The organism is Planctomycetia bacterium, from assembly GCA_015075745.1.
In the GTDB taxonomy this organism is placed as follows: Bacteria; Planctomycetota; Phycisphaerae; order UBA1845; family UTPLA1; genus UTPLA1.
On record JABTTW010000001.1, the window covers coordinates 1076164 to 1096982 of the forward strand.

General features: G+C 61.0%; 14 protein-coding genes. 12 read left to right on the top strand and 2 right to left on the bottom strand.

Annotated elements, in window-relative coordinates; genetic code table 11:
* The first annotated feature begins 111 nt into the window (after positions 1-111).
* The 12 genes from HS101_04325 to HS101_04380 all read left to right on the top strand — a co-directional run bounded on the left by HS101_04325 (position 112) and on the right by HS101_04380 (position 13771).
* Positions 112-1146, top strand: coding sequence for an extracellular solute-binding protein (locus tag HS101_04325; protein ID MBE7505495.1), 1035 nt, complete (start codon positions 112-114; stop codon positions 1144-1146).
* On the top strand, positions 1143-2768 hold the full coding sequence (locus HS101_04330; protein ID MBE7505496.1) for a hypothetical protein: 1626 nt from the start codon (positions 1143-1145) through the stop codon (positions 2766-2768). Before HS101_04325 ends, HS101_04330 begins: the two co-directional genes overlap by 4 nt.
* Positions 2765-3730, top strand: a complete 966-nt coding sequence (locus HS101_04335; protein MBE7505497.1) for a hypothetical protein — start codon at positions 2765-2767, stop codon at positions 3728-3730. Before HS101_04330 ends, HS101_04335 begins: the two co-directional genes overlap by 4 nt.
* A gap of 58 nt (positions 3731-3788) precedes the next feature.
* A complete protein-coding gene (locus HS101_04340) occupies positions 3789-6809 on the top strand; it encodes a VWA domain-containing protein (protein ID MBE7505498.1) in 3021 nt (1006 codons plus the stop codon).
* A 36-nt stretch (positions 6810-6845) separates the two neighbouring features.
* Positions 6846-7865 (top strand): MoxR family ATPase, encoded by a 1020-nt coding sequence (locus HS101_04345; protein MBE7505499.1) that lies wholly within the window; start codon positions 6846-6848, stop codon positions 7863-7865.
* A gap of 832 nt (positions 7866-8697) precedes the next feature.
* Positions 8698-9063, top strand: coding sequence for a hypothetical protein (locus HS101_04350; GenBank protein ID MBE7505500.1), 366 nt, complete (start codon positions 8698-8700; stop codon positions 9061-9063).
* Positions 9064-9229: 166 nt separating this feature from the next.
* Positions 9230-10249 carry a WG repeat-containing protein gene (locus HS101_04355; GenBank protein ID MBE7505501.1) on the top strand — a complete coding sequence of 340 codons (1020 nt, stop codon included), beginning with the start codon at positions 9230-9232 and terminating at the stop codon, positions 10247-10249.
* 84 nt (positions 10250-10333) lie between these two features.
* The gene (locus HS101_04360) at positions 10334-10486 is read left to right on the top strand and encodes a lmo0937 family membrane protein (GenBank protein ID MBE7505502.1); all 153 of its coding nucleotides are present in this window, start codon (positions 10334-10336) and stop codon (positions 10484-10486) included.
* A gap of 50 nt (positions 10487-10536) precedes the next feature.
* A complete protein-coding gene (locus HS101_04365) occupies positions 10537-10809 on the top strand; it encodes a thrombospondin type 3 repeat-containing protein (GenBank protein ID MBE7505503.1) in 273 nt (90 codons plus the stop codon).
* 456 nt (positions 10810-11265) lie between these two features.
* Complete coding sequence (locus HS101_04370; protein MBE7505504.1) at positions 11266-11970, top strand: response regulator transcription factor; 705 nt, start codon at positions 11266-11268, stop codon at positions 11968-11970.
* Between the two features lie 6 nt (positions 11971-11976).
* The gene (locus tag HS101_04375) at positions 11977-13452 is read left to right on the top strand and encodes a HAMP domain-containing protein (protein ID MBE7505505.1); all 1476 of its coding nucleotides are present in this window, start codon (positions 11977-11979) and stop codon (positions 13450-13452) included.
* An 85-nt stretch (positions 13453-13537) separates the two neighbouring features.
* Positions 13538-13771 carry a hypothetical protein gene (locus HS101_04380; protein ID MBE7505506.1) on the top strand — a complete coding sequence of 78 codons (234 nt, stop codon included), beginning with the start codon at positions 13538-13540 and terminating at the stop codon, positions 13769-13771.
* Between the two features lie 482 nt (positions 13772-14253).
* Here HS101_04380 and HS101_04385 read toward each other — a convergent pair whose 3' ends face one another.
* Both HS101_04385 and HS101_04390 read right to left on the bottom strand, forming a co-directional pair.
* Complete coding sequence (locus tag HS101_04385; protein MBE7505507.1) at positions 14254-18042, bottom strand: efflux RND transporter permease subunit; 3789 nt, start codon at positions 18040-18042, stop codon at positions 14254-14256.
* A 15-nt stretch (positions 18043-18057) separates the two neighbouring features.
* On the bottom strand, positions 18058-20817 hold the full coding sequence (locus HS101_04390) for an efflux RND transporter periplasmic adaptor subunit (GenBank protein MBE7505508.1): 2760 nt from the start codon (positions 20815-20817) through the stop codon (positions 18058-18060).
* Positions 20818-20819: the final 2 nt, after the last annotated feature.

Sequence of the window (20819 nt, forward strand, 5' to 3'; positions counted from 1 at the left end):
GTCACGCGGCCGGAGCCATGCCTCTCATCACTCTCAGCCGATTAGCATTACTTTGAAATCTATGGCGGCATCCATTGTTCCTTCCAAGAAACCGACATGAAAGAGCCCTGGATGAATAGACCGCTCACCATTGTTGCATTTGCGATTCTCGCCTCCGTCTCCGCGTGCAATGACGATGCGGCCTCGACGCGAACCGCCTCCGTCGTCATCTACTGCTCCGTCGATACCGCGATCGCCGAGCCGATTCTCGCCGCCTTTGAAAAGCGATCCGGCATCAAAGTGCACGCCATCTTCGACACCGAGGCGGGCAAGACCACCGGGCTCATCAATCGCCTCATGGCTGAGCGCGCTCGCCCGCGGGCCGATGTATGGTGGTCGAGTGAAGTGTTCGGAACCATCCAACTCGCCGAGCGCGGCGTACTGGCAAAATACACAAGCGCGCAGGCATCCGACATCCCGGCGGTCTTCCGCGATTCCGAGAATCGATGGATCGCCGTTGGGCTGCGCGGCCGCGTTATCGCCTTCGATCCGACGCGCATCAAAATAGAAGACCTGCCCCGAAGCTGGTCCGACCTCGCCGATCCGAAGTACCGCGGCCGATTCCAAATGGCCGATCCCCGATTCGGCACCACGCGCGGTCACATGGCCGTCCAGCTTTCCCTCTGGGGTCAGCCGGCTATGGAGAAGTTCTACCAAGCCCTGCGCGACAACGAGTGCAAGCTGGCCGACGGCAATGCCAAGGCCGTCCTCAACCTCACACGCGGCCTCGCCGATTTCGTCGCCACCGATACCGATGACGTATTGCTGGCACAGGCCCGCGGCGACGCCATCGAGATGATCTACCCCGATCTCGACGCGCCGGACGGCCGGTCAAGAAATTCCGGCACACTCTGGATTCCATGCTCCGTCGGCCTCGTGAAGGAATCGCCGCACCCCACCGAGGGAGGCCAGCTCGTCGATTATCTCATCTCCGCTGAAGTGGAAGAGCTGCTCTTCGCCAGTGAGTCTCGCAACGTGCCGGTTCGCCCGGAACTTCGCGAAAAACTGAAGACCGAAGCGTCCCACCAGGCGATAGTTGACTACGCCGCCACCGCAAAACTCCTCGACTTGTCAGACAAACTCGTCCGCGACATGCTGCTTCAGTGAATCGCATCATCGCCTTTCAATTTGCCCGGGTCGTCGGCTGGCTCGTCCTGGCCATGTCGGTCGGCATTGTGCTGGTCGCCACCGTGGTCGAAGCTGCGCCCGGTACGCTCGCCGATCAATCCGCGTGGCCGACTCCTCGACTCTGGGGATACTTCCGAACGACGATCGCCATGGCTTCGGTGGCGACCCTCATCGCATTTGCCATCGCTATTCCCTTCACCGCCGTCATGGCCGGCGTTCGACACGGTCGCCAGCGCCGCGTGCTGACTGCCCTCATCATCATGCCGCTGGTGACGATGCCCAGCATTCACGCCTATGCCTGGATGCTTCTCGCCACGCGCAAGGACGGGATCGCCGCCGCGATCTTAAGCGCCATCGGCTGGAACACGCCGGGGGCCCAGTGGGTGCAGGCGGCCGTCGTGCTGGCGAGCTGGCTATGGCCGATCCCCGCGCTCATCCTGTCCGCCGCATTTCGGCACATGGGGCGACAGGGTTATCAACTTGCCCGGCTCGATGCCGCCGGACTTTCCGCCTTCCTCCGCGGGGCCTTGCCGCTCATGCGGGCGCCGCTCATCGCCGCTGTTGCAGCGACGTTCATCCTCGCGGCAACCGACGCCACCATTCCTCCGCTCATGGGCGCCACCGAAGTGTGGTCCGTCGAGATGCTGGCCGTCGCCGCGACGGCGTCCAGCCATGCGCGCCCCATCGGCTACCTTTTCTGGCAGGCGTGGCCCATGCTGGCGCTGATCATCACCTTCGCATTGGCGGCGATGCCCGGTATTCGCAGGATCGCTGCGTGGGGAGACGAGCTTGAGGGGGCGGACACCGGCACATTAACCCGCGCGCCGGGCCGAACCTGGTTCTTCGCTTGCGTGCTCGCCGGCGCAATTGCGTTTTTTCCTTTGTGCGTCTTTTTGACCGAGTTCGGCTCAGCACGCGAAGGGACAGGCCGCGCGATCATGACGGCGCTAACGACCTATCGTACGCACGGACTTGCGACGCTCCTGGTCGCGGCGCTGACCGGCGCCATGGCGTTCGTCGCATCGCTTGGCGTCATTGCCGATCCGGACGATCACCCGTGGGCCAAAGCATTCGGGAGGCTCGCATTCACCGCCATCTTGATCATCGCCATCCTGCCGCCGGAGATCATCGGCACCGCCCTCGCCGCCACGTTGACACGAGTCTGCGACCCCCGCACATGGAACATCTACGACTACACGCCCTGGGCCTGGATGGCGGCGCTGTTGTCCCGCTTCGGCGTCATTTGTCTGGTCGTCGCCCGTTTGACCAATCGCCGGGTTCCGGCCTCGCTGCTGAGTCATGCCCAACTGGAAGGCGCGACAGGCCCGGCCCGAATCGCCCTCGTTCGGCTGCCGTTCATCTGGCGACCCATCGCGATGGCCGCGCTTCTCACCGCCTGCCTTGCCATGTCGGAAATCGGCGCCTCCGTCCTCACCCAGCCCGTTCGGTTCTTCGGCGGCAGCCTGGCCGTGCAGGTGGACATGCAGATGCACTACGGCCGGCAGAGCGAAACCACCGTCCTTGCCGCTATCATGTTCTCGCCCGCAGTCGCCGCGGCCCTCGTGGGGGCCGCCTGGCCGCGACCATGGACCCAAGCATGATGACTCGTTCAGCATTCAGGTTTGCGCTTCATCTCATCCGCCCCGCGATGATCGTCTCGCTGTCCTTCATGCTGACGCTGCTGCTAACCGTCGGTTGCGCTGATTCAGGTGCAGGCGGTGCGGGCGCGGTGGAAAAGGTCTTCGGAAAAACCGGCCTGTCTCCCGGTGAGTTCAGTTACCCGCGCGCCATCGCCGTCTCACCGGTCGATGGTTGCGTGTTCGTCGTGGACAAGACCGCCCGCATCCAGCGCTTCAGCTCCGACGGCGACTACGAGCATCAGTGGCGCATGCCCGAGTACATCAACGGCAAACCGACCGGCCTCTTCGTCGATTCACGGAATCGCCTCTGGGTCGCGGACACGCACTATTTTCGAGTCATGCTCTTCGACCGTGACGGCAAGGAGCTGCAAAGATTCGGCAGTCAGGGCGAAGGCCCCGGCCAGTTCATGTTCCCCTGCTCCGTCACCCTTTCCCGTGACGGCATCGTGTATGTCGGAGAATACGGCGGTAACGATCGCATCAGCCGCTTCACGCAGGACGGAAAATTCCTCGACTGCATCGCCGACAAGTCCACCGGCAACGGATGGGTGGAACGGCCCGCGGGTCTCGTATTCGACGAAAATGATCAACTTTGGGTGGCCGACGCCTGCCATCACCGTATTTGTGTGTATGGAAAGGACGGAAAGTTTCAGAGGGCCTTCGGCGCGGCAGGCGACGATCAGGGACAGTTCAACTACCCCTACGGTCTCGCATTGGAGTCCGGCGGAACTATCCTCGTCGCCGATCGCGGCAACAACCGGGTGTCCCGCTTCCAGCGCGATGGCAAGTGGCTGGCAAGCTGGGGCACACCGGGACGCGCCGAAGGTCAGATCGCCCAGCCCTGGGGTGTCGCCGTCTCGGCCTCCGGCGGCATCTACTGCCTCGACTCATGGAACAATCGGGTACAACTGATAGATTGGTGACGTTGCGGATAACGGCCGCGGCGAGACTCACTGTAACGGGTACGGGCCGGGGAACTGAATGAGCCGTCTCTTCTCACTCGAACGCTTCGATCGACCCGACTATCTCTGGTTGGGACTCATCTTCATCGCGCTGTGGTGGATGTCGCGCCGTTCCCTTTCCGGTCTCGGGCCCGTTCGCGGGAGGCTCGCGCTTGCCATGCGCACGATCGTGCTGCTCCTGCTTATCTTTGCCGCCGCCGGCGCCCATCGCATCCTTGAGACCAACGACCTCACCGTTCTGTTCCTCGTCGATCAGTCGCGATCCATCCCGACCGAGGTCCGGAAGCAGTCCGAGGATTTCATACAACGTATCGCCGCCGAGGCGCCGCCCGACGATCGCGTGGCCATTCTCACCTTCGACGGATCGGCGAACATTGAGCAGCTTCCCAGCCGGCCCGGCCCCGACGGCGCTGTCCACATTCCCATGCCACTGGCCGCGGGACAAAAACCCGATCGAACCAATATCGCCCAGGGTCTTCGCGTCGCCGCCGCCTGCGCCCAGAACGACACCAACAACCGCGTCATCCTTCTCTCCGACGGCATCCAGAACATCGGCGATGCCCTCGAAGAAGCCAAGACCGCCAAGGCCAACAATCTGCGGGTTGATGTTGTTCCGCTGACCTATGAATACGGCGCGGAGGTCGTCTTCGAGCAATTGCTCGCCCCGCCCTACTCGAATCTTCACGAACAGGTTCCCCTGCGACTCATCCTCAAGAGCGACCGGGCGACGTCCGGCAGCATCCTCATCTATCAGCGCGTCGGCCAAGAGGAACGGCTGCTGGACCTGAGCCCCAACGCACCGGGCAGCGGCCAGCACATTCAGCTTGCTCCGGGTCGCAATGCATTCAACGTGCGCGTCCCGATCAATGAGGCCCGGGCTCACGACTTTCGCGCCGAGTTCGTCCCCGATGACAAGACCGCCGACTTCCTCGGTCAGAACAACGTGGCCCGTGCGTTTACCAACGTCGAGGGGCCGCAGACCGTGCTGATGATTGGGACGGCCGTCGACGAGCCGGACAACGCGCTGCTCGCTGAGGCCCTGGAGCGCGAAGGCATCCGCGTGCAGTCTGAACTCGCGGAGTCCATCAACATCGACACGGCGACGCTTCAGGACTTTTCCGCTGTCATTCTTGCCAATGTGCCTGCGGAGATTTTTTCCGCTGAGCAGCAGAAGGCCCTTGCTGCGTATGTCCGCGACCTGGGAGGCGGACTGCTGATGCTCGGCGGTGATGAGAGTTTCGCCGCCGGCGGATGGCAGGGCTCGGTCGTCGAAGACATCATGCCGATCAAGTTCGACGTCGACTCGGTCAAGCAGATTCCCCGCGGGGCGCTGGCCATCGTGATGCATGCGTGCGAGATGCCGCAGGGCAATACGTGGGGCGTCGAGACCGCCGTTGCCGCGGTGAAGACCATCAGCAGCCTCGACTACTTCGGCCTCGTCGATTGGGGCATGGGCGGATACGTCTGGGAAGTTCCCATGCGCACCGCGAGCAACAAGGAGGCCATCATCTCGCAGCTTCGCAGGATGCAGAACTCCGACATGCCCGACTTCCACACGCCGATGCAGATGGCCTACAAAGGCTTGATGGAGTGCAAAGACGCCGCGCAGCGCCACATGATCGTCATCTCCGACGGCGACCCCGCCCCGCCGCAGACCGGCCTTTTGAATAAGATGGTCGGCAATAAGATCACCTGCTCCACAATCTCCATCTACCCTCACGGCGGCCAGGAGATCGCCACGCTTAAAAATATCTCCAATGTCACCGGCGGCCGGTACTATTCGCTGAGCAAACCCGGCGACGAGAAACGACTGCCGAAGATCTTCATCAAGGAGGCCCGCGTGGTTCGCCGGCCGCTTGTCCGCGACGAAATCTTCACGCCCAAGGTGAAGCCCAATCTCTCCGAGATCATGGTCGGCATCGACAGCATCCCGCAACTCAAGGGATATGTCGTGACCACGCCGCGCAAAGTCGCCGACGTTGAGATGCCGCTTGTTACCGAGCGCGGCGACCCGTTGCTCGCCCACTGGCTCTGCGGATTCGGCAGAACGCTGGCCTTCACCAGCGGGCGCTGGAAACACTGGGGCACGGACTGGGCCTCGTGGTCCGGATTCTCCAAGCTGTGGTCGCAGGCCGTTCGATGGTCGATGCAGCAGGGCGCGGCGGCGAACTTCGACGTCAACACCGTCGTCGAGGGGGACGAGGGACACATTGTCATTGAGAGTCTCGGCGAAGGTGAGACATTCGAGAATTTTCGGCAGTTCGTCGGACGCGCCATCGCGCCGGACGGCAGCGCGACGCCGGTCTCCATCATCCAGACCGGGCCCGGTCGATACGAGGGAAAATTCAAACTGGGCGAGCAGGGGACGTATCTGCTCAATGTCATCTCGCCGAGCTCCGGCGGGGACGACAAGCCCACGATGATTCGCACCGGCGTCACGGTGGCGTATTCGCCGGAGTTCCGCGATCTGGAGCCAAACGAAGCACTGCTGCGCGAGATCGCCGAAGTGGCGGACGGGCGGCTGCTGACCACCAAGGCCACGGCGGCCACGATCTTCGACAAGTCCATCCCCTCAACCATCACGCGCACGCCCATCTGGGAATTTCTGCTCAAGCTGGCGTTATTCATGTTTCTCCTCGATGTCGCCGTGCGCCGGATCGCCGTCGACCCGGTCAAGACGCTCGCGTATGCTCGTAACTACATCGCCGGTCTTGCCGGGCGATTCGGCGCGGGCCAGCGGGCGGCGCGTACCCTGACGGAATTGAAAGACGTCCGCCAAAAGGTTCGGGCGGAGCGTACGAAGGAGGGCGATGCCCGATCGGCGGCGCCTTCGGAATCGGCGAGCATCAAGTTTGAGGCCCAGGGCGATTTGAAGAAACCGGCGGCGGACCTGACGAAGGCACTGGGCGGCGCGGACGCGACGGCGGCGCCTCCCTCGGCGCGGAAGGCGGATAAGTCCGACAAGCCGGCGGAATCGACCACGGCTCGATTGCTCAAGGCCAAGAAGCGGGCCCGCGATCAACAGGACGATCAACCGTAGCCCGGCCCGATGCGGCCGGAGGTTTAGGAGTGTGAAATGGCGGCACAGGTGGACCCGGCGATTGCCAAGGCGACCGAGGAATTTCGGGCGAAGTTCAAGGCGGTCAAGGACGAGATCGGCAAGGCGATTGTCGGTCACAACGACATTGTCGAAGGCGTGCTGATCTGCCTCTTTACCGGCGGCCATGCGCTGCTGGAAGGCGTGCCGGGGCTGGGCAAGACTTACCTCATCCGCTCGATGGCTGAAGCGCTGAAGCTGGAGTTCTCGCGCGTTCAGTTCACGCCGGACCTGATGCCCGCCGACATCATCGGCACGAACATCATCGTCGAGGACCCGGAGTCGGGCCGGCGCAGGTTTGAGTTTCAAAAGGGCCCGCTCTTTGCCCAGATGGTTCTCGCTGACGAGATCAACCGCGCGACGCCGAAGACGCAGTCCGCGCTTTTGGAGGCGATGCAGGAGAAGACGGTCACCGTTTCCGGCAACAGATATCCGCTGTCGCCGCCGTTCTTTGTCATGGCGACTCAGAACCCGATCGAGCAGGAAGGCACCTACCCCCTGCCGGAGGCCCAGCTTGACCGCTTCTTCTTCAAGCTGATCGTTCACTACTCGACGCGGGATGAACTGGGCACCATTCTTCAACGCACCACCACGGGACATAAGCCGGACATCAAGCCGGTCATGAGCGGGGACCAGATCGTCGGCGCTCAGAAGCTCGTTCAGCGCGTCGTGATCGCCCCGCACGTTCAGGACTATGCCATTCGACTGACACTGGCCACGCATCCGCGGGGCGAATTCGCGACGGAGCTGACCAATCGGTACGTCCGCTGGGGATCGAGCCCGCGCGGGGCGCAGGCGGTGGTCCTCGCGGCGAAGGTTCGAGCGCTTCTGGAAGGCCGGTATAACGTCGGGTTTGAGGATATTCGGGGCGTGTTTTTGCCTGCCCTTCGCCATCGGGTTCTGCTGAATTTCGAGGCCCAGGCGGAGGGGCTGGAGCCTGATTCGGTTCTGAAGGACATCGTCGATAAGACGCCGACGGCGAGCGAGAAGGCGGCGTAGGATTGCGGCGAGCGGGGTGAGGGGCTGAGGGGCCAAGGGATCGAGGGGGCGAGGGTAAAGACAGGGGCATCGCTCGCGCGCAAGTCCTGCAATTGCGTAGGTGACAATAGGCGAAAAAAGTTTGAGCGGACGCTTGCAAGTGTTGTGGCGGTCGTGTGTTGGGGCGCTGCGCGAAAAGGGTGAAAAAGGGGCCGAGGGGGGGCAAGAGTAAATGCGAAGGCGGTGACACTGATTGCGTTGGCGCTGGGCGTTGATTGCGATTTGGTATTCGGCTTTTCTGGTACCGCTTGCTGACGCGCGCGGCTCGGATCGGGGGCTCGGCGAGCGACGAAATCGAAGGTGACATAAGGTGACACAGCGGATTTTTTTCGCTTGCAACTCTTGTGGCGGGCATGGGTTGGGGCGGGTCGCAATTCTGGTGGTTTTTTGAGAGAAGGGCCTCAAACTTGAGGCCTGGGGCGTGACGGGCGACGGGGACTTGGGGCCGATGGGTCGAGTGGTTTGGCCTTTGCGTCGGGCGGGCATTGAGAATTCCATCGCCGGGCGGGTTTGGTTCGATCTCCAATTATTAATACTTGCTCCGCGCCCGCGCCTGGATCGCAACTGGTAATTCAATCCAATTTGTAAATGAGGACTCGTCGAATGCGACGCCGACGAATCCCTGTCTGTACATTTCTCTCACTTTCCCCTGCCGGGGCAATGAAAAATGCGGTTTGGGCCGCTCCGATTACAGATTTTTCAGGTGGAATTTAGTGCCTATTCATCGGCGGGGGGAATAGTTCCAGTGACGGCCGTGAGGAGGCCGGACAGTGAACCACGCTGGAGAATAAAGATGAAACTGAAAAGAAAAATCGTGTTCCCGGTGTTCGTCACACTCCTGTATCCCGCGGCAATTGGCTGCGGTGTGCAGGGCAAATGGTCGCTTGCGGGCGTGGAGCCAACTGCGGCGACGAGAGATTTTCAATATCACAGTCTGACGCTGCAAAAGGACGGGACGTTTTATGCCGAGGCCGGCGTCGGACCGATCCACACGACGTCGGGGACCTACTCGTACAAGGAGGGAACCCTGGACCTCGTGGACCATAACGGGCTGCGGCATACGTATGACGCCAAGATTGAGGACGGCGGCAACAAGCTGAGCCTCGCACAGTTCTGGGAGGGCCAAAGACTCGTCGCGCTGATGGAGCGAAAGGAGTAGTGGCCGCACACCGAAGACCCGCCGCTTACGGGCGGAGCATTTGAAACCCCCTAGTGATTGGTAGTCATCCGGGTTGAGGCCCGGCTACAGACGCACCGGCGAGCGTTCGCCGGGCGTGCATGGAAGAGTTGCGTCGAAAATGGTTCGCAAGACTGGAGGTAGATTCATGTTTCTGAAATCGACAATCCAACGTGTGACCGCATCGGCGATCGTCGTGCTTTGCCTCACGCTGCCCGCCCGATCGGAGGCCCTGTTTCCCGTCGAGTGCGGCGAGGAGCACGGCTATATCAACGATGAAGGCAAGATCGTCATCCCCGGCCAATTTGAAGAGGCCCGGGGTTTCCACGAAGGGCTCGCGGCCGTTCGGCAGGACGATCTGTGGGGATTCGTGAACACGAAGGGCGAATTGGTCATCAAGCCGCAGTTCAAGGAAGTCGGAGACTTTGCTGACGGCCTGGCCCCGATCGCCCGGAAGAAGGGACTGCTGGGCAAGGCGTTCGGCTTTGTCGACACCAGCGGCCGCGTCGTTGTCGACTGCGAGTATGACGAAGTCGGCATGTTCTGCGACGGACTTGCCCGTGCGAAGAAGGACGGCAAATGGGGCTATATCGGCAAGGACGGTCAATGGAAGATCAAGCCGGAATTCGACGTGGCGGCGGATTTCTGCGACGGGCTGGCGCGCGTTCAATCGGGCGGAGCCTGGAGCGGCCGATTCGGCTACATCGACGCGAACAACCGGCTGAAGATCAACCCGAAGTTTGATGACTGCGGCGACTTCAATGAAGGTCTCGCTCCCGTCGAACAAGGCGGCAAGTGGGGCTTCATCAATAAGTCGGGTGAAGTCGTGATCGAACCGCAGTTTGACGGGGCGTGGATCTTCTCGAACGGCCGGGCCTGCGTGAAGGTCGGCGGCAAGATCGGCTACGTCGATAAGGCGGGCAGGGTCGTGGTCCACCCGGTCTATGAAGACGCGAAGGCGTTTAACGAAGGCCTTGCGCCGGTGAAGCGCGACGGGCGATGGGGCTACATCGCGACCGACGGTTCCACGGCGATTCCGATTCGTCACGATGAGGCCGATGACTTCCACGAGGGTCTCGCACGGGTGGTGACGAACGGTACGGAGAACTGGGTGAACAAGGACGGCCGGGTGATCTGGCCGACGTCACTCGTCGCAGGCAACAAGTAAGGCCCGGACTATCAAGCGCGGGAGGGTCGGTTTCGGCCGGCCCTCCCGATTTTGTGTGGCTGCAAGCAAGAGGAGAGAGTCATCATGCTCTGGACCATTGCAATCTTATTGATGCTGATGTGGCTGCTGGGGATGGTGACGACTTACACGATTCACGGCTTCATCCACCTGTTACTCGTCCTCGCGATTATCACGGTGCTGATTCGCATCATCCGAGGCGAACGGCCGATTGCGTGACCGGATCGACACCGGCGTGTGTCGGGCGGGCGCGAACTGGAGAAAACATCATGTTTGCAAAACTGCGAAGTGTCTTTTCACTGGCCCTGCTGGCGGTGCCGATCGCATTGTTCGGATGCGACACGGACATGGACGGGATTTTCGATCCCGCGGACAACTGCCCGATGGTGGCGAACTTCAACCAATTGGACTCGGACCTGGATGGTTTTGGTGATGCCTGTGACAACTGCCCCAACAATGCGAACGTCGATCAGGAGGACGTCGATCAGGACGGCGCGGGGGCGGCGTGCGACTCCAATGATCTCAACCCGTTCGTACAGTAGTCCTCCTCCCTTCGGAACGGCATGCTACCACGCAGGTACACGTCGTTCCGTCCTCGACGGCGGTCCATGCCACTTTGGACTTGCCCCCTTGCGCGCGGCTTTTTTTCGAGGGCCTCGCGGGAACGCATCCGATGGACACCGCGCCACTCTTCCGCCCATCGATGCGTTCGGCAAGGCCATAAGCATTTCTGATGACTCGCTCCACGCACGTGGCATGGACCGCCGGATTTTTTTTGGGGGGAGGAGAATCAGGCCGCACCCCTGGCACGTCTAATGGCCCATCGCGGTCGCAGCAACAAAAAATCGCTCACCTAACTTTCTGCGGCGACTGAAATTACGTATCTCGATCCGCATGTCGTACTTGGCTTCCGAATTGGGCCGGGAATAGAATTGGCATCATTCTCGATCCAACTGAACGAAGCAGAAACCGTCAAGCCTAAATGGGTGGAGGACGAGATGCGGATTTTGGTGATTGAGGACAACAAGAAGATCGCCCATCGACTATGCGTGAGGTTCAAAGAGGAGGGGTTTCAGGTTGATGTCGCCAATCGCGGGCAGGAAGGCGAGCAGCTCGCCGCCGAACAGGAATACGACGCCATCGTGCTGGACGTCCTGTTGCCGGATCATGACGGCGTTCAGATCTGCAAGAATCTCAGAAAGCGACACGTCGCCACGCCGATTCTGGTTTTGACCGCGCTGGGGACTACGGCCGACAAAGTCGCCGGGCTTGAGGCGGGGGCTGACGACTATCTGACCAAGCCGTTCGACTATGACGAGCTGATTGCGCGTATTCGGGCTTTAGCGCGACGCGGGACGGCGGGAGAGGCGGTCACGCTGACCTTCGGCGACATCGAACTGGACCTGGCGAAGCGAACGCTGACCCGGGCGGGCCGCGCGATCAGCGTGACGGCGAGGGAATTCTGCCTGATGGAGTATCTCCTTCGCCGGCCCGAGCGGGTGGCGACGAAGTCGGCGATCGGGGCGAACGTCTGGGACATGAACTTTGAAGATGAGAGCAACGTCATCGAGGTGTATGTATCCCGGATTCGCAAGAAACTGGAGCAGGACGGCGAGGCGCGCGTCATCCATACGGTGCCTGGCGCGGGGTACATCCTTTCGGAACGAGCGAGCGAGGAATCGAGTGCACTCGGCGTGGAGTGACGCGACATGGCGATTCGCTTTCACTCATTACGCGCCCGGCTCACGCTGCTTTACGCGCTGATCTTCGGATTGCTTCAATCGGGATTCTGGATCACGGTTGACGTTGTCCGGTCGCACTATCTCCACGAGCATTTTGACAAGGAGCTGCTGGGGCGCGCACGCAGCGTCGTCGGCGCGATCGAGTCCGCCTCGGAACGTACGCTTCCATTTATTCGCGAGCAGTTTCAGAAGGATGCGCTCGAGCGGTTTTCCGCTGAATCGCTTTTTGTTCAGGTCACGCTGGCGTCACAGGAAGTCATCGGACAGACACAAAACCTGACGGGAGCTCGACTGCCGCTTGACCCGGATGCACGGCGGACCGCGCTTCGGGGCATACCGGCTTATGAGACGATGGATGAGGCGACTTCGTCCGCGATCGCCGGGGCGGAATCATCGCTGCGATCTGTCGTGCTGAGTCACAAGATCGGAGACAGCCCACCGGTGCTTATTCAGGTCGCGTCAGATCTTCGACCGGTTACTGAGATCGTCAATCGCCTTCGCCGATTCGTGATTATCTACTTCATCGTAAGCATGGCGCTGTCTACGTTTACATCGTGGTATCTGGTCGGCCGCTCGCTGGCGCCGGTCGGGCGGATTGTGCGGCAGGCGAAGCGCATAACGGCCAGTCGCCTGCACGAACGGATACCCGTGCCGAAGGACGCGGATGAGATCGGCGAGATGGTCCGGGTGCTCAATGAGATGCTCGACCGTCTCCAGGCCCAGTTTCGCAACCAGCGTCAGTTCCTCTCCAATATCTCGCACGAATTGAAGACGCCGATCACGGTGCTGCTCGCGGAGGCCCGGTCGCGCGCGAACCTTAGCGATCCTGAAGTGGTGGAGGAGTTCAGAGGCACGGTTGTCAGTGAAGCGGAACGACTCCTGCGAATTGTTGACGCGTTCCTTTTGCTCACGCGGGTCGGCTCGGGAGGAACGCCGGCGGTTCTGGTGCGGACGCCTTTGGAAGATATCGTGCTCAATGCGATGAAGGCCTGCGAGGGCGAGGCCGCTGCAAAGGGCATTCGACTGATTCCGAAACTAAAGTACGACGACGTCACGCCGCACCCGGTGATCGCGGGCGACTCCGATCTTCTTTATTCAATGCTCGAAAACATCATCCGGAACGGAGTGCGACATACGCCGGAGGGAGGCACTTTGCAGATCGAGGCGGCGGCCAGGATTCGCGATGCCGCGATCTTCGTGCGCGACCAGGGACCGGGCGTGCCGCGCGAGCAGCTCAACCGAATTTTTGAGCCCTTCTATCAGGTGAAGGCGGAAGGCGACGGCAATCATTCGGGATTACTGGGAATCGGTCTGAGCATCTCGAAGGCCATCGCGGAACTGCATGGCGGCTCGATTTCCTGCAAGAATCTGAGTGAGGGAGGCTGCGAGTTCGCCGTGCACCTGCCGATTGAGTCTGATGGGCCAGTTCGGGCGTCACATTAAGAAAGATTCAGCAGGCATTCAGGATACGTTCATCGCCATGTGCGATATTTGGGGTCTCAAGTCTGCCTTGAGGTCGGAGGCGATCGTGCGACGTATTCAGAAGGCAACGGGGATGGTCATCATTTTGGGCGGGTGCCTGACGCTCGCCATCATCGGTACGATTCAAGTCATACACGGCGGCGGCGGCGAGCAGGACTACTCCCCTTCCACCTTCATCACTTCTCTCGAGGGCGGGTTCTGGTCGATTGTCGTGACGTGCACGCTGGCGATTGTCGGGGGGTTTGTGCTGACGATCTTCGCGGGTCGGAAGGAGTCGTAGAGCCCCTCTTTCGGCGAAGTCAACGGACGAAAGCGCAGTCGTTCGCCGTTGCTTTCCACGCGTTTCGACGACCCGCCCACGGCATGTGCTTCGCACGATCCTGGACCAGGTTCTGTCTGACGAATCCCGAGTCCTCAGATATCGCCGGACGAGGGCCGGTTTGAGCATGGCCAGGAAGTTCACCGCCAGTTTCTCGAACCGCTTGGCGATGGCGCGGCGCCCTTTCAGTCAGCCGGTGGAAACATATCCTCGATCAACGCCCATGCTTCGTCTGATAAATCGTGACTTCGCATCCAGGGCGAACTCTCGGGAGCCCTTGCGGTTACGAAGGGTGCTGCCAGGCGCTACTCAAAGAGTGTCCGAAGAATTCCAAAGATGAAATTCAGGAATTGCGCCCAGAAGATCGTAAACAAATCAAATGCCTGCATCGCCGGACTCCCTCATTTTCTTTTTGGTGCGTGGTGGCGGCGAAGGCTCGTGCCTCAGAGGCCGCCGATCTGGGAAGGCCATACAGCCGTGCCTTCCCTTCTCATTACGCTGAAACGTTTATATACAAAATAGATCGCCGGAAAGATGAGCAACTCACCGAAGAAACTCGTGGCCAGCCCGCCGATCATGGGCGCAGCGAGCCTGCGCATCGTATCTGCTCCGGTTCCCTCCGCCCACATGAGCGGCACGAGGCCCATGAAGGTGGTGGCCACGGTCATGGTCTTGGGGCGGATGCGCATGACCGCGCCTTCGTGGATGGCTTCCCAGAGGTCCTTGAGGTGTCGCATTCGTCCCTGCGATTTTGCGTGGTCATACACGTTATCGAGATAGAGGAGCATGACGAGATTCGTTTCCGCGTCGAGCCCGGCCAGGGCAATCAGCCCGACCACAACGGCGAGAGACATGTCGTAGTCGAGCACATAGAGAAACCAAAATGCGCCGGCCAGGGTGTAGACAAACGTGACGAGCGTCAGGACCGTCCGGAACCAGGATCGCGTGCCCACATAGAGCAGGAAGATGATGGCCATGATGGCGGCGGGTACGGCCACGGCCAAGCGTCGGTTGGCGGCCTGAATGTATTCGTATTGTCCCGACCACACGATGTTGTATCCCGCCGGCAGCGAGACCGAGTCGCGGATGAGGGTCTTGGCGCGATCGATCCAGCCGACAATATCCGTCGTGGTGAGATCGACATAGATCCATGCGGTCTTTCGCGCGTTCTCGCTCTTGATCATCGGCGGCCCAGGCACGATCTCAACGTCGGCGAGTTGGGCCATGGGGACCTGAGCGCCGGCAGGCGTCGAGACGAGGGCTCGCCTCAGCGCGGGCAGATTATCGCGAAGCTCCCGTTTGTAACGGAGATTGACCGGATAGCGCTCCAGTCCCTCGACGGTCCAGGTTACGTTGGTTCCGCCCATGGCGGAGAGGATGACGTCCTGGACATCACCGACGGTCAGGCCGTACCGGGCGACTTCATCCCGGTTGATGTTGAAGTCGACGTACAGCCCGCCGACCGTCTTCTCCGGGTATGCACTCAGCGTGTTCGGCAGGGTGCGAACCTCAGCGGAGATGCGCTCGGCGAGATCGGACAAGATGTCAAGATTGTCACCCATGATCTTGATGCCTACGGGTGTCTTGATGCCGGTCGACAGCATGTCGATGCGCGTCTTGATGGGCATGGTCCAGGCGTTGGTCAGGCCCGGAAATGCGACGGCCTCATTAAGGCCGGGAATGTGTTCGTCGCCATTTTCGTACCCATAGCACAACTCGTCGACGGTGATGGGGCGTTCCTCCGGCCAGAAGGTCGACAGCCCGGACAGGCGCTTGGTCCATGACGGGAGAAACGAGAACCAACGGTCGAAGCGGCGCTTTCGCCATTTGTCGCGGTTCTGCTCCAGCATGATGGTGGTTTCAATCATGCTCAGTGGCGCCGGGTCCGTCGCAGACTCGGCGCGGCCGATTTTGCCGAAGACGTGATGAACCTCGGGGAAGCTGGTGATGATGGCGTCCGTTTGTTGCAACAGCGCACGGGCGGTGGTCACACTGATGGCCGGGTCCGTCGTGGGCATATAGAGCAGGTCGCCCTCGTCCAACGGGGGCATGAACTCGCGGCCGAGGCCCGGGAAGGTCGCAGCCAGCGCGGGAAACCACCGTGCCAGTGATGCGCCGACGAGCGGAACGTTTTTCGTTCCGACGAGCGGAAACAGTCCGCTGAAGGCGAAGCAGACTGCCAGCAGAATCAGCTTTTTGCGATGGGTCATGGCGAGGGAAAAGAAAGGGTTGTAGATCCACTGCAAGACCCTGCTGATGGGGTTCACTCGCTCATGGAAAAGCTTCTGAGGGACGAGCAACATGCCGGCCAGGACGATCCAGGCGAGCATGATCCAATGCCGTTGCCGTTCGTAGGAGCCAAGCGGCATGGCCCATACGATGGCGGCGGGCAGGAACATCACGGCCAGCGTGATCGACAGATTCCTGCGCCATCCCCACTCCCTGGGGAGCACGCGAGACGTGATCAGCGAGAGCATCATCACCGGGATGATGGTGATGGCCAGCACGGAAGCCGCCCCCATTACAAACGTCTTCGTATAGGCGAGCGGCTTGAAGAGTCTCCCGCTTTGCTCGCCCAGGACGAAAATGGGGAGGAAGCTGACCGTGATGATGAGCAGGGAGAAGAAGAGCGTCGGGCCGACTTCCGTCGCCGCTTCGATGATCATTTCCGCGCGCGGGCGGTGTATCGGCGTGCGCCCGGCAGCGAGCTCCTCCTTGATACGATCCTCTTCTCGATCCAGGTGCTTGTGGGAGTTCTCCACCATGATGATGGAACTATCCACCATCACACCGATCGAAATGGCGATCCCGCCGAGGCTCATGATGTTCGCATTGATCCCCAGCCAGTGCATGATGACCAGTGCGCACAGCACGCCGGTTGGGAGCACGAAAATGGCCACGAGCTCACTGCGTGCATGCAGAAGAAAGAGAATGCACACGAAGGCGACGACAATCATTTCCTTGATGAGCGTATTGGTAAGGGTCTCGACGGCGCGTTCGATCAGGCCGGACCGGTCATACTCGGTGACGACGTCGACGCCCACCGGCAAACCCTGCTTCAGTTCATCGAGCTTGTGCTTCACATCGCGGATGACCTGAAGCGCATTTTCACCGAATCGCATCACGACGATGCCGCCGACAACCTCCCCTTTGCCTTCTGACTCGGCCAGACCGCGCCGCATCTCGGGCCCGAGCCGCACCTCGGCGATGTCCCGCAGGTAAACCGGGGTGCCGCCCTCCGTCGCGCGGATCACGACTTGTTCCAGGTCGCGAATGCCCTGCCTGGCCCGCACCCGATCGATGGGCACACCATCGTGGCGCGCCTTTTGCACCTGCTCCGGCGTCAGTGACGCGATGTAGCCCCTGCCGCGCACCATGTACTCGGTCTCGGACATCTCCAGCACACGACCGCCCACGTCGTTGTTGGATCGCTGAATCGCCGTTTTGATTTGATTGAGCGGGATGTTGTATGCCAGCAGGCGGTCGGGATCGACGACGACCTGATATTGCCGAACGAATCCGCCAACCGCGGCAACTTCGGAGATGCCCCCGAGCGCGGTCAACTCATACCGCAAATACCAGTCCTGAAGGCTTCGCAGTTCCGAGAGGTCATATTCCGCCAAGACGAGGTCAGTCTCACCGCCCCACGGGCATTTGCCGCCGTGATCGAAGATTCTGACCCGTTCCAATCGATCGCGTATTTCCTCGGGGGCCTCTCCGCGCGTCGCATACCATGGCCCCGGGTTGTCGGGGTCGTGATACATCCCGTTGGGGTGCTGCGGACAGTAGTAACCGTTGCGAACTGAATACTCATAGACCCAGCCGACGCCCGTGGCGTCGGGGCCCAATTGAGGCGTGACGCCCTTGGGGAGCCGGCTGGCGACGTAATTGAGGTATTCAAGGACGCGCGATCGGGCCCAGTAAATGTCCGTTCCGTCTTCAAAGATGATGTAGACGAATGAATACCCGAACATGGAGTATCCACGCACCACGTTTGCATAGGGGACGGCGAGCATGGCCGTCGTCAGCGGATAGGTGATCTGATCCTCGACCACTTGCGGCGTCTGGCCGGGATACTCGGTGAAAACGATGACCTGGACGTCAGACAAATCCGGAATGGCATCGAGCCGGATATTGAGGATCGTCCAGATGCCGGCGGCCACAACGAACGACGTGACGATGAGTGTCAGGAGCCGGTTGCGGCAGCAATACTCAATAATCCTGGCGATCATGGCGTCGAGCTTTCTCTACCTGGATTCGACGAAGTTGCCGCAGTCCAGCATTTTGAACCCGTAGAAGGGATTCGCTTTCTTTTCCACATTCTGAATCCAGTCCGCCTTGCTCATCGGACAGTGGTAGATGAACAGCTTGGGCCAGCGGGCCTTGTCGGGCCTCTGATGTTCGATGATGGTCCGCATGGCGGCGCCTATTTGGGCAAAGTGCAGCCGATCGGCGGACAGGTCCACGCCGCGAATCTTCAGGGCAGCCGCGTGCAATGCTGAAACGGCTGCGAGGAACTGAGGGGCCGCCTTCTCGCCGCGAAGTTGAAGGATGTCGCGCAGCTTTTCACTCGCATCGACCAGCCCGAGCGCATGTCGGGTGGCCTCCGCCATGCTGTCGCCGGCGAATCGCTCCTGAAGCGCGAGGTAATGCTCCGTCAGAAAGTTCACCTGGGCTGCAATGGAGACATTCCCCTCGTCGAGCCCGACGATGCTCTCCGGCGGCACAAGCTGCATCGCACAGATCGAGCAGACTCCCGGATGATCGCTTCTGGCAAGGCCGGGATGCATCGGACAGACAAAGCGGCTCTTCGTGGGCGTTGTGCGGGCGAGATTCCTGGCCCATTCGACGTCGTCAATCGGCTTGAGCTTCATTCCGCACGTCGGGCAACGCCCCTCAGTCGCGGAGAACTGTTCGCATTCCTGCATGGGGCAAACGAATCGGGCATCCGCGGGAACTTCTCGACCTGTCTCCGCGGCAATCGCAGAAGAGGTCTCATCCGTTGACGTCGCCTCGCCGGACGGATTCATCCGCGCCATCGCATCACTCAGCCAGGGGCCGCGAAAGACGGCCATCGGCTCGCCACACTTGGCGCACTCCGCCTCATGGGTGCTCGTCTGCTCTGAATGCTTCGGATTGCGACATGTGTACAGCGCAGTGAAGGGCTCCAGCTTGTTCCCGCACACGGGGCAATCGCCGGACGTATCCGAAAACACATGCGGGTGTTTCGGGCATGTATACGCTACGGTTCCGTCACCGGCCTTGAGCAGGGCCTGGGCCCACGGCAATTCCTCCATCGACTTGAGCTTCATCCCGCAGAGAGGGCACTCGCCCGGCCCACTGGAGAAGTACGGCCCTTGATGGATCGCATCCTTCTCGTCCGGATGTTTCTCCATTGGGCAGGCGTACTTCGCGTCGGCGGGAATGGCCGACGATCGAGAGCTGCCGGGCATGTCGGGTGCTTCATGCTGCACATGGGCCGGCATATACGCCGGCATGGAGGTCGGCGACGGTTCGGCGTGACCCGGATCTGACACTTCCCGCGCGGGCTGTTTTCTCGGTGTTGCCCTGCTTGGCTCCATCATCTTGGCGACGGCTTCCTTGAGCTTGCTTTCCGAATCCAGGAGAAACTGTCCCGAGGTGACGACGACATCACCCACCGTAAGCCCGGATAAGACTTCAACGAAGCCGCCTTCCCCTTCGACGCCCGTCCGAATGTCGCGCGGTTCAAACTTGCCGTTGCCGCGATCGACAAACGCGACCTTGCGCGTGCCGGAGTCGATGAATCCTTCTCGTGGAACCAGCACGGCATCGTCCTTGAGCATTCCCTCAAGCACCACGGTGGCATACATGTCTGGCTTGAGTTCCATTGTCGGATTGGCGAACTCCAAGCGGACCTTGACGCTGCGCGTCTGCTTCTGCAAGTAGGGGTAGATGTAGGTGACTTCGCCTCGGAACACCTTGCCCCGGATGTAAGGGAGCGTCATGGCCGCTGCCTGGCCGACGTGGACCCAGGGAAGTTGATATTCATAAATGTCGACGTACACCCAGATGCGCGAGAGGTCTGCGATGGTGAAGAGCCTCATGCCGGGCATGATGCGCATGCCTTCGAGCGCCGTCTTGTCGGCGACGATGCCGTCCGCCGGCGAACGAATGTGCACCGTCTTCTCCGGGGTCAGCGTTTCAGCCAGGCGGTTGATCTGGTCGGCCGGCACGTCGAAGTAATCGAGCTTAAGACGCGCCGCCTCGACCATCCGACCCGCGTCCTCGGCCGCATCCGCGAATGTGCTCCGTTCCAGTAAGGGGCGCTTACGAGCTGCCGAAACGTACTCAACCTGTGCCGAATAGAGGTCGGGGGAATACACTTCGAACAGAGGATCGCCGATTCTGACCCGTTGTCCGGTTTCGTTGACGTGCAGTTTTTCGATCCATCCCTCGAATTTGGTGTCTACGAAAACAAGCTTTTTTTCGTCGTAGTCGATGCGACCCACCGTGCGAATGGTCCTCACCAGCGGCCCCTGGTGAACGCGCGTCGTACGAATCCCCATGTTTTGAATCGTGACTGGATCAATGCGGATGCCCGGTCCCCCGACTGTTTCGCCCCGATCGGCATAGACCGGGACGAGGTCCATCCCCATCGGACTCTTTCCGGGCCGATCGGATACAAAGCTCGGATCCATCGGCGCTCGCCAATACAAGATCCTGCGTTCCTCCGGACCTGTAGCCGTCGCCTCGTCGCCGTCCGCGCCCGGTTTCATGGGCGTCAGCTTCATCTCGCAGATGGGGCAGTTTCCGGGTTCGCGCTGCAAGACCTGGGGGTGCATTCCGCAGGTGTACCATGTGTCGCCTTCGGCGGGCTTGGCGGCGTTGCCCTGGCTATCCTGCTCTCCACTACGAGAAGATCCGAAGAACCAAGACCCGCCGGCCACCCCGATGACAAGCACCACGAGCATCAGTCCAAGTTGACGCATCCATCCGCCGGAGCCGGTCACGGTGATTTTACTCAAGA

Excerpts from the sequence above, each read along its gene's own strand:
- HS101_04325 (MBE7505495.1), top strand. The coding sequence starts at position 112 with ATGAATAGACCGCTCACCATTGTTGCATTTGCGATTCTCGCCTCCGTC.
- HS101_04335 (MBE7505497.1), top strand. The coding sequence starts at position 2,765 with ATGATGACTCGTTCAGCATTCAGGTTTGCGCTTCATCTCATCCGCCCC.
- HS101_04340 (MBE7505498.1), top strand. The coding sequence starts at position 3,789 with ATGAGCCGTCTCTTCTCACTCGAACGCTTCGATCGACCCGACTATCTC.
- HS101_04345 (MBE7505499.1), top strand. The coding sequence starts at position 6,846 with ATGGCGGCACAGGTGGACCCGGCGATTGCCAAGGCGACCGAGGAATTT.
- HS101_04350 (MBE7505500.1), top strand. The coding sequence starts at position 8,698 with ATGAAACTGAAAAGAAAAATCGTGTTCCCGGTGTTCGTCACACTCCTG.
- HS101_04355 (MBE7505501.1), top strand. The coding sequence starts at position 9,230 with ATGTTTCTGAAATCGACAATCCAACGTGTGACCGCATCGGCGATCGTC.
- HS101_04360 (MBE7505502.1), top strand. The coding sequence starts at position 10,334 with ATGCTCTGGACCATTGCAATCTTATTGATGCTGATGTGGCTGCTGGGG.
- HS101_04365 (MBE7505503.1), top strand. The coding sequence starts at position 10,537 with ATGTTTGCAAAACTGCGAAGTGTCTTTTCACTGGCCCTGCTGGCGGTG.
- HS101_04370 (MBE7505504.1), top strand. The coding sequence starts at position 11,266 with ATGCGGATTTTGGTGATTGAGGACAACAAGAAGATCGCCCATCGACTA.
- HS101_04375 (MBE7505505.1), top strand. The coding sequence starts at position 11,977 with ATGGCGATTCGCTTTCACTCATTACGCGCCCGGCTCACGCTGCTTTAC.
- HS101_04385 (MBE7505507.1), bottom strand. The coding sequence starts at position 18,042 with ATGATCGCCAGGATTATTGAGTATTGCTGCCGCAACCGGCTCCTGACA.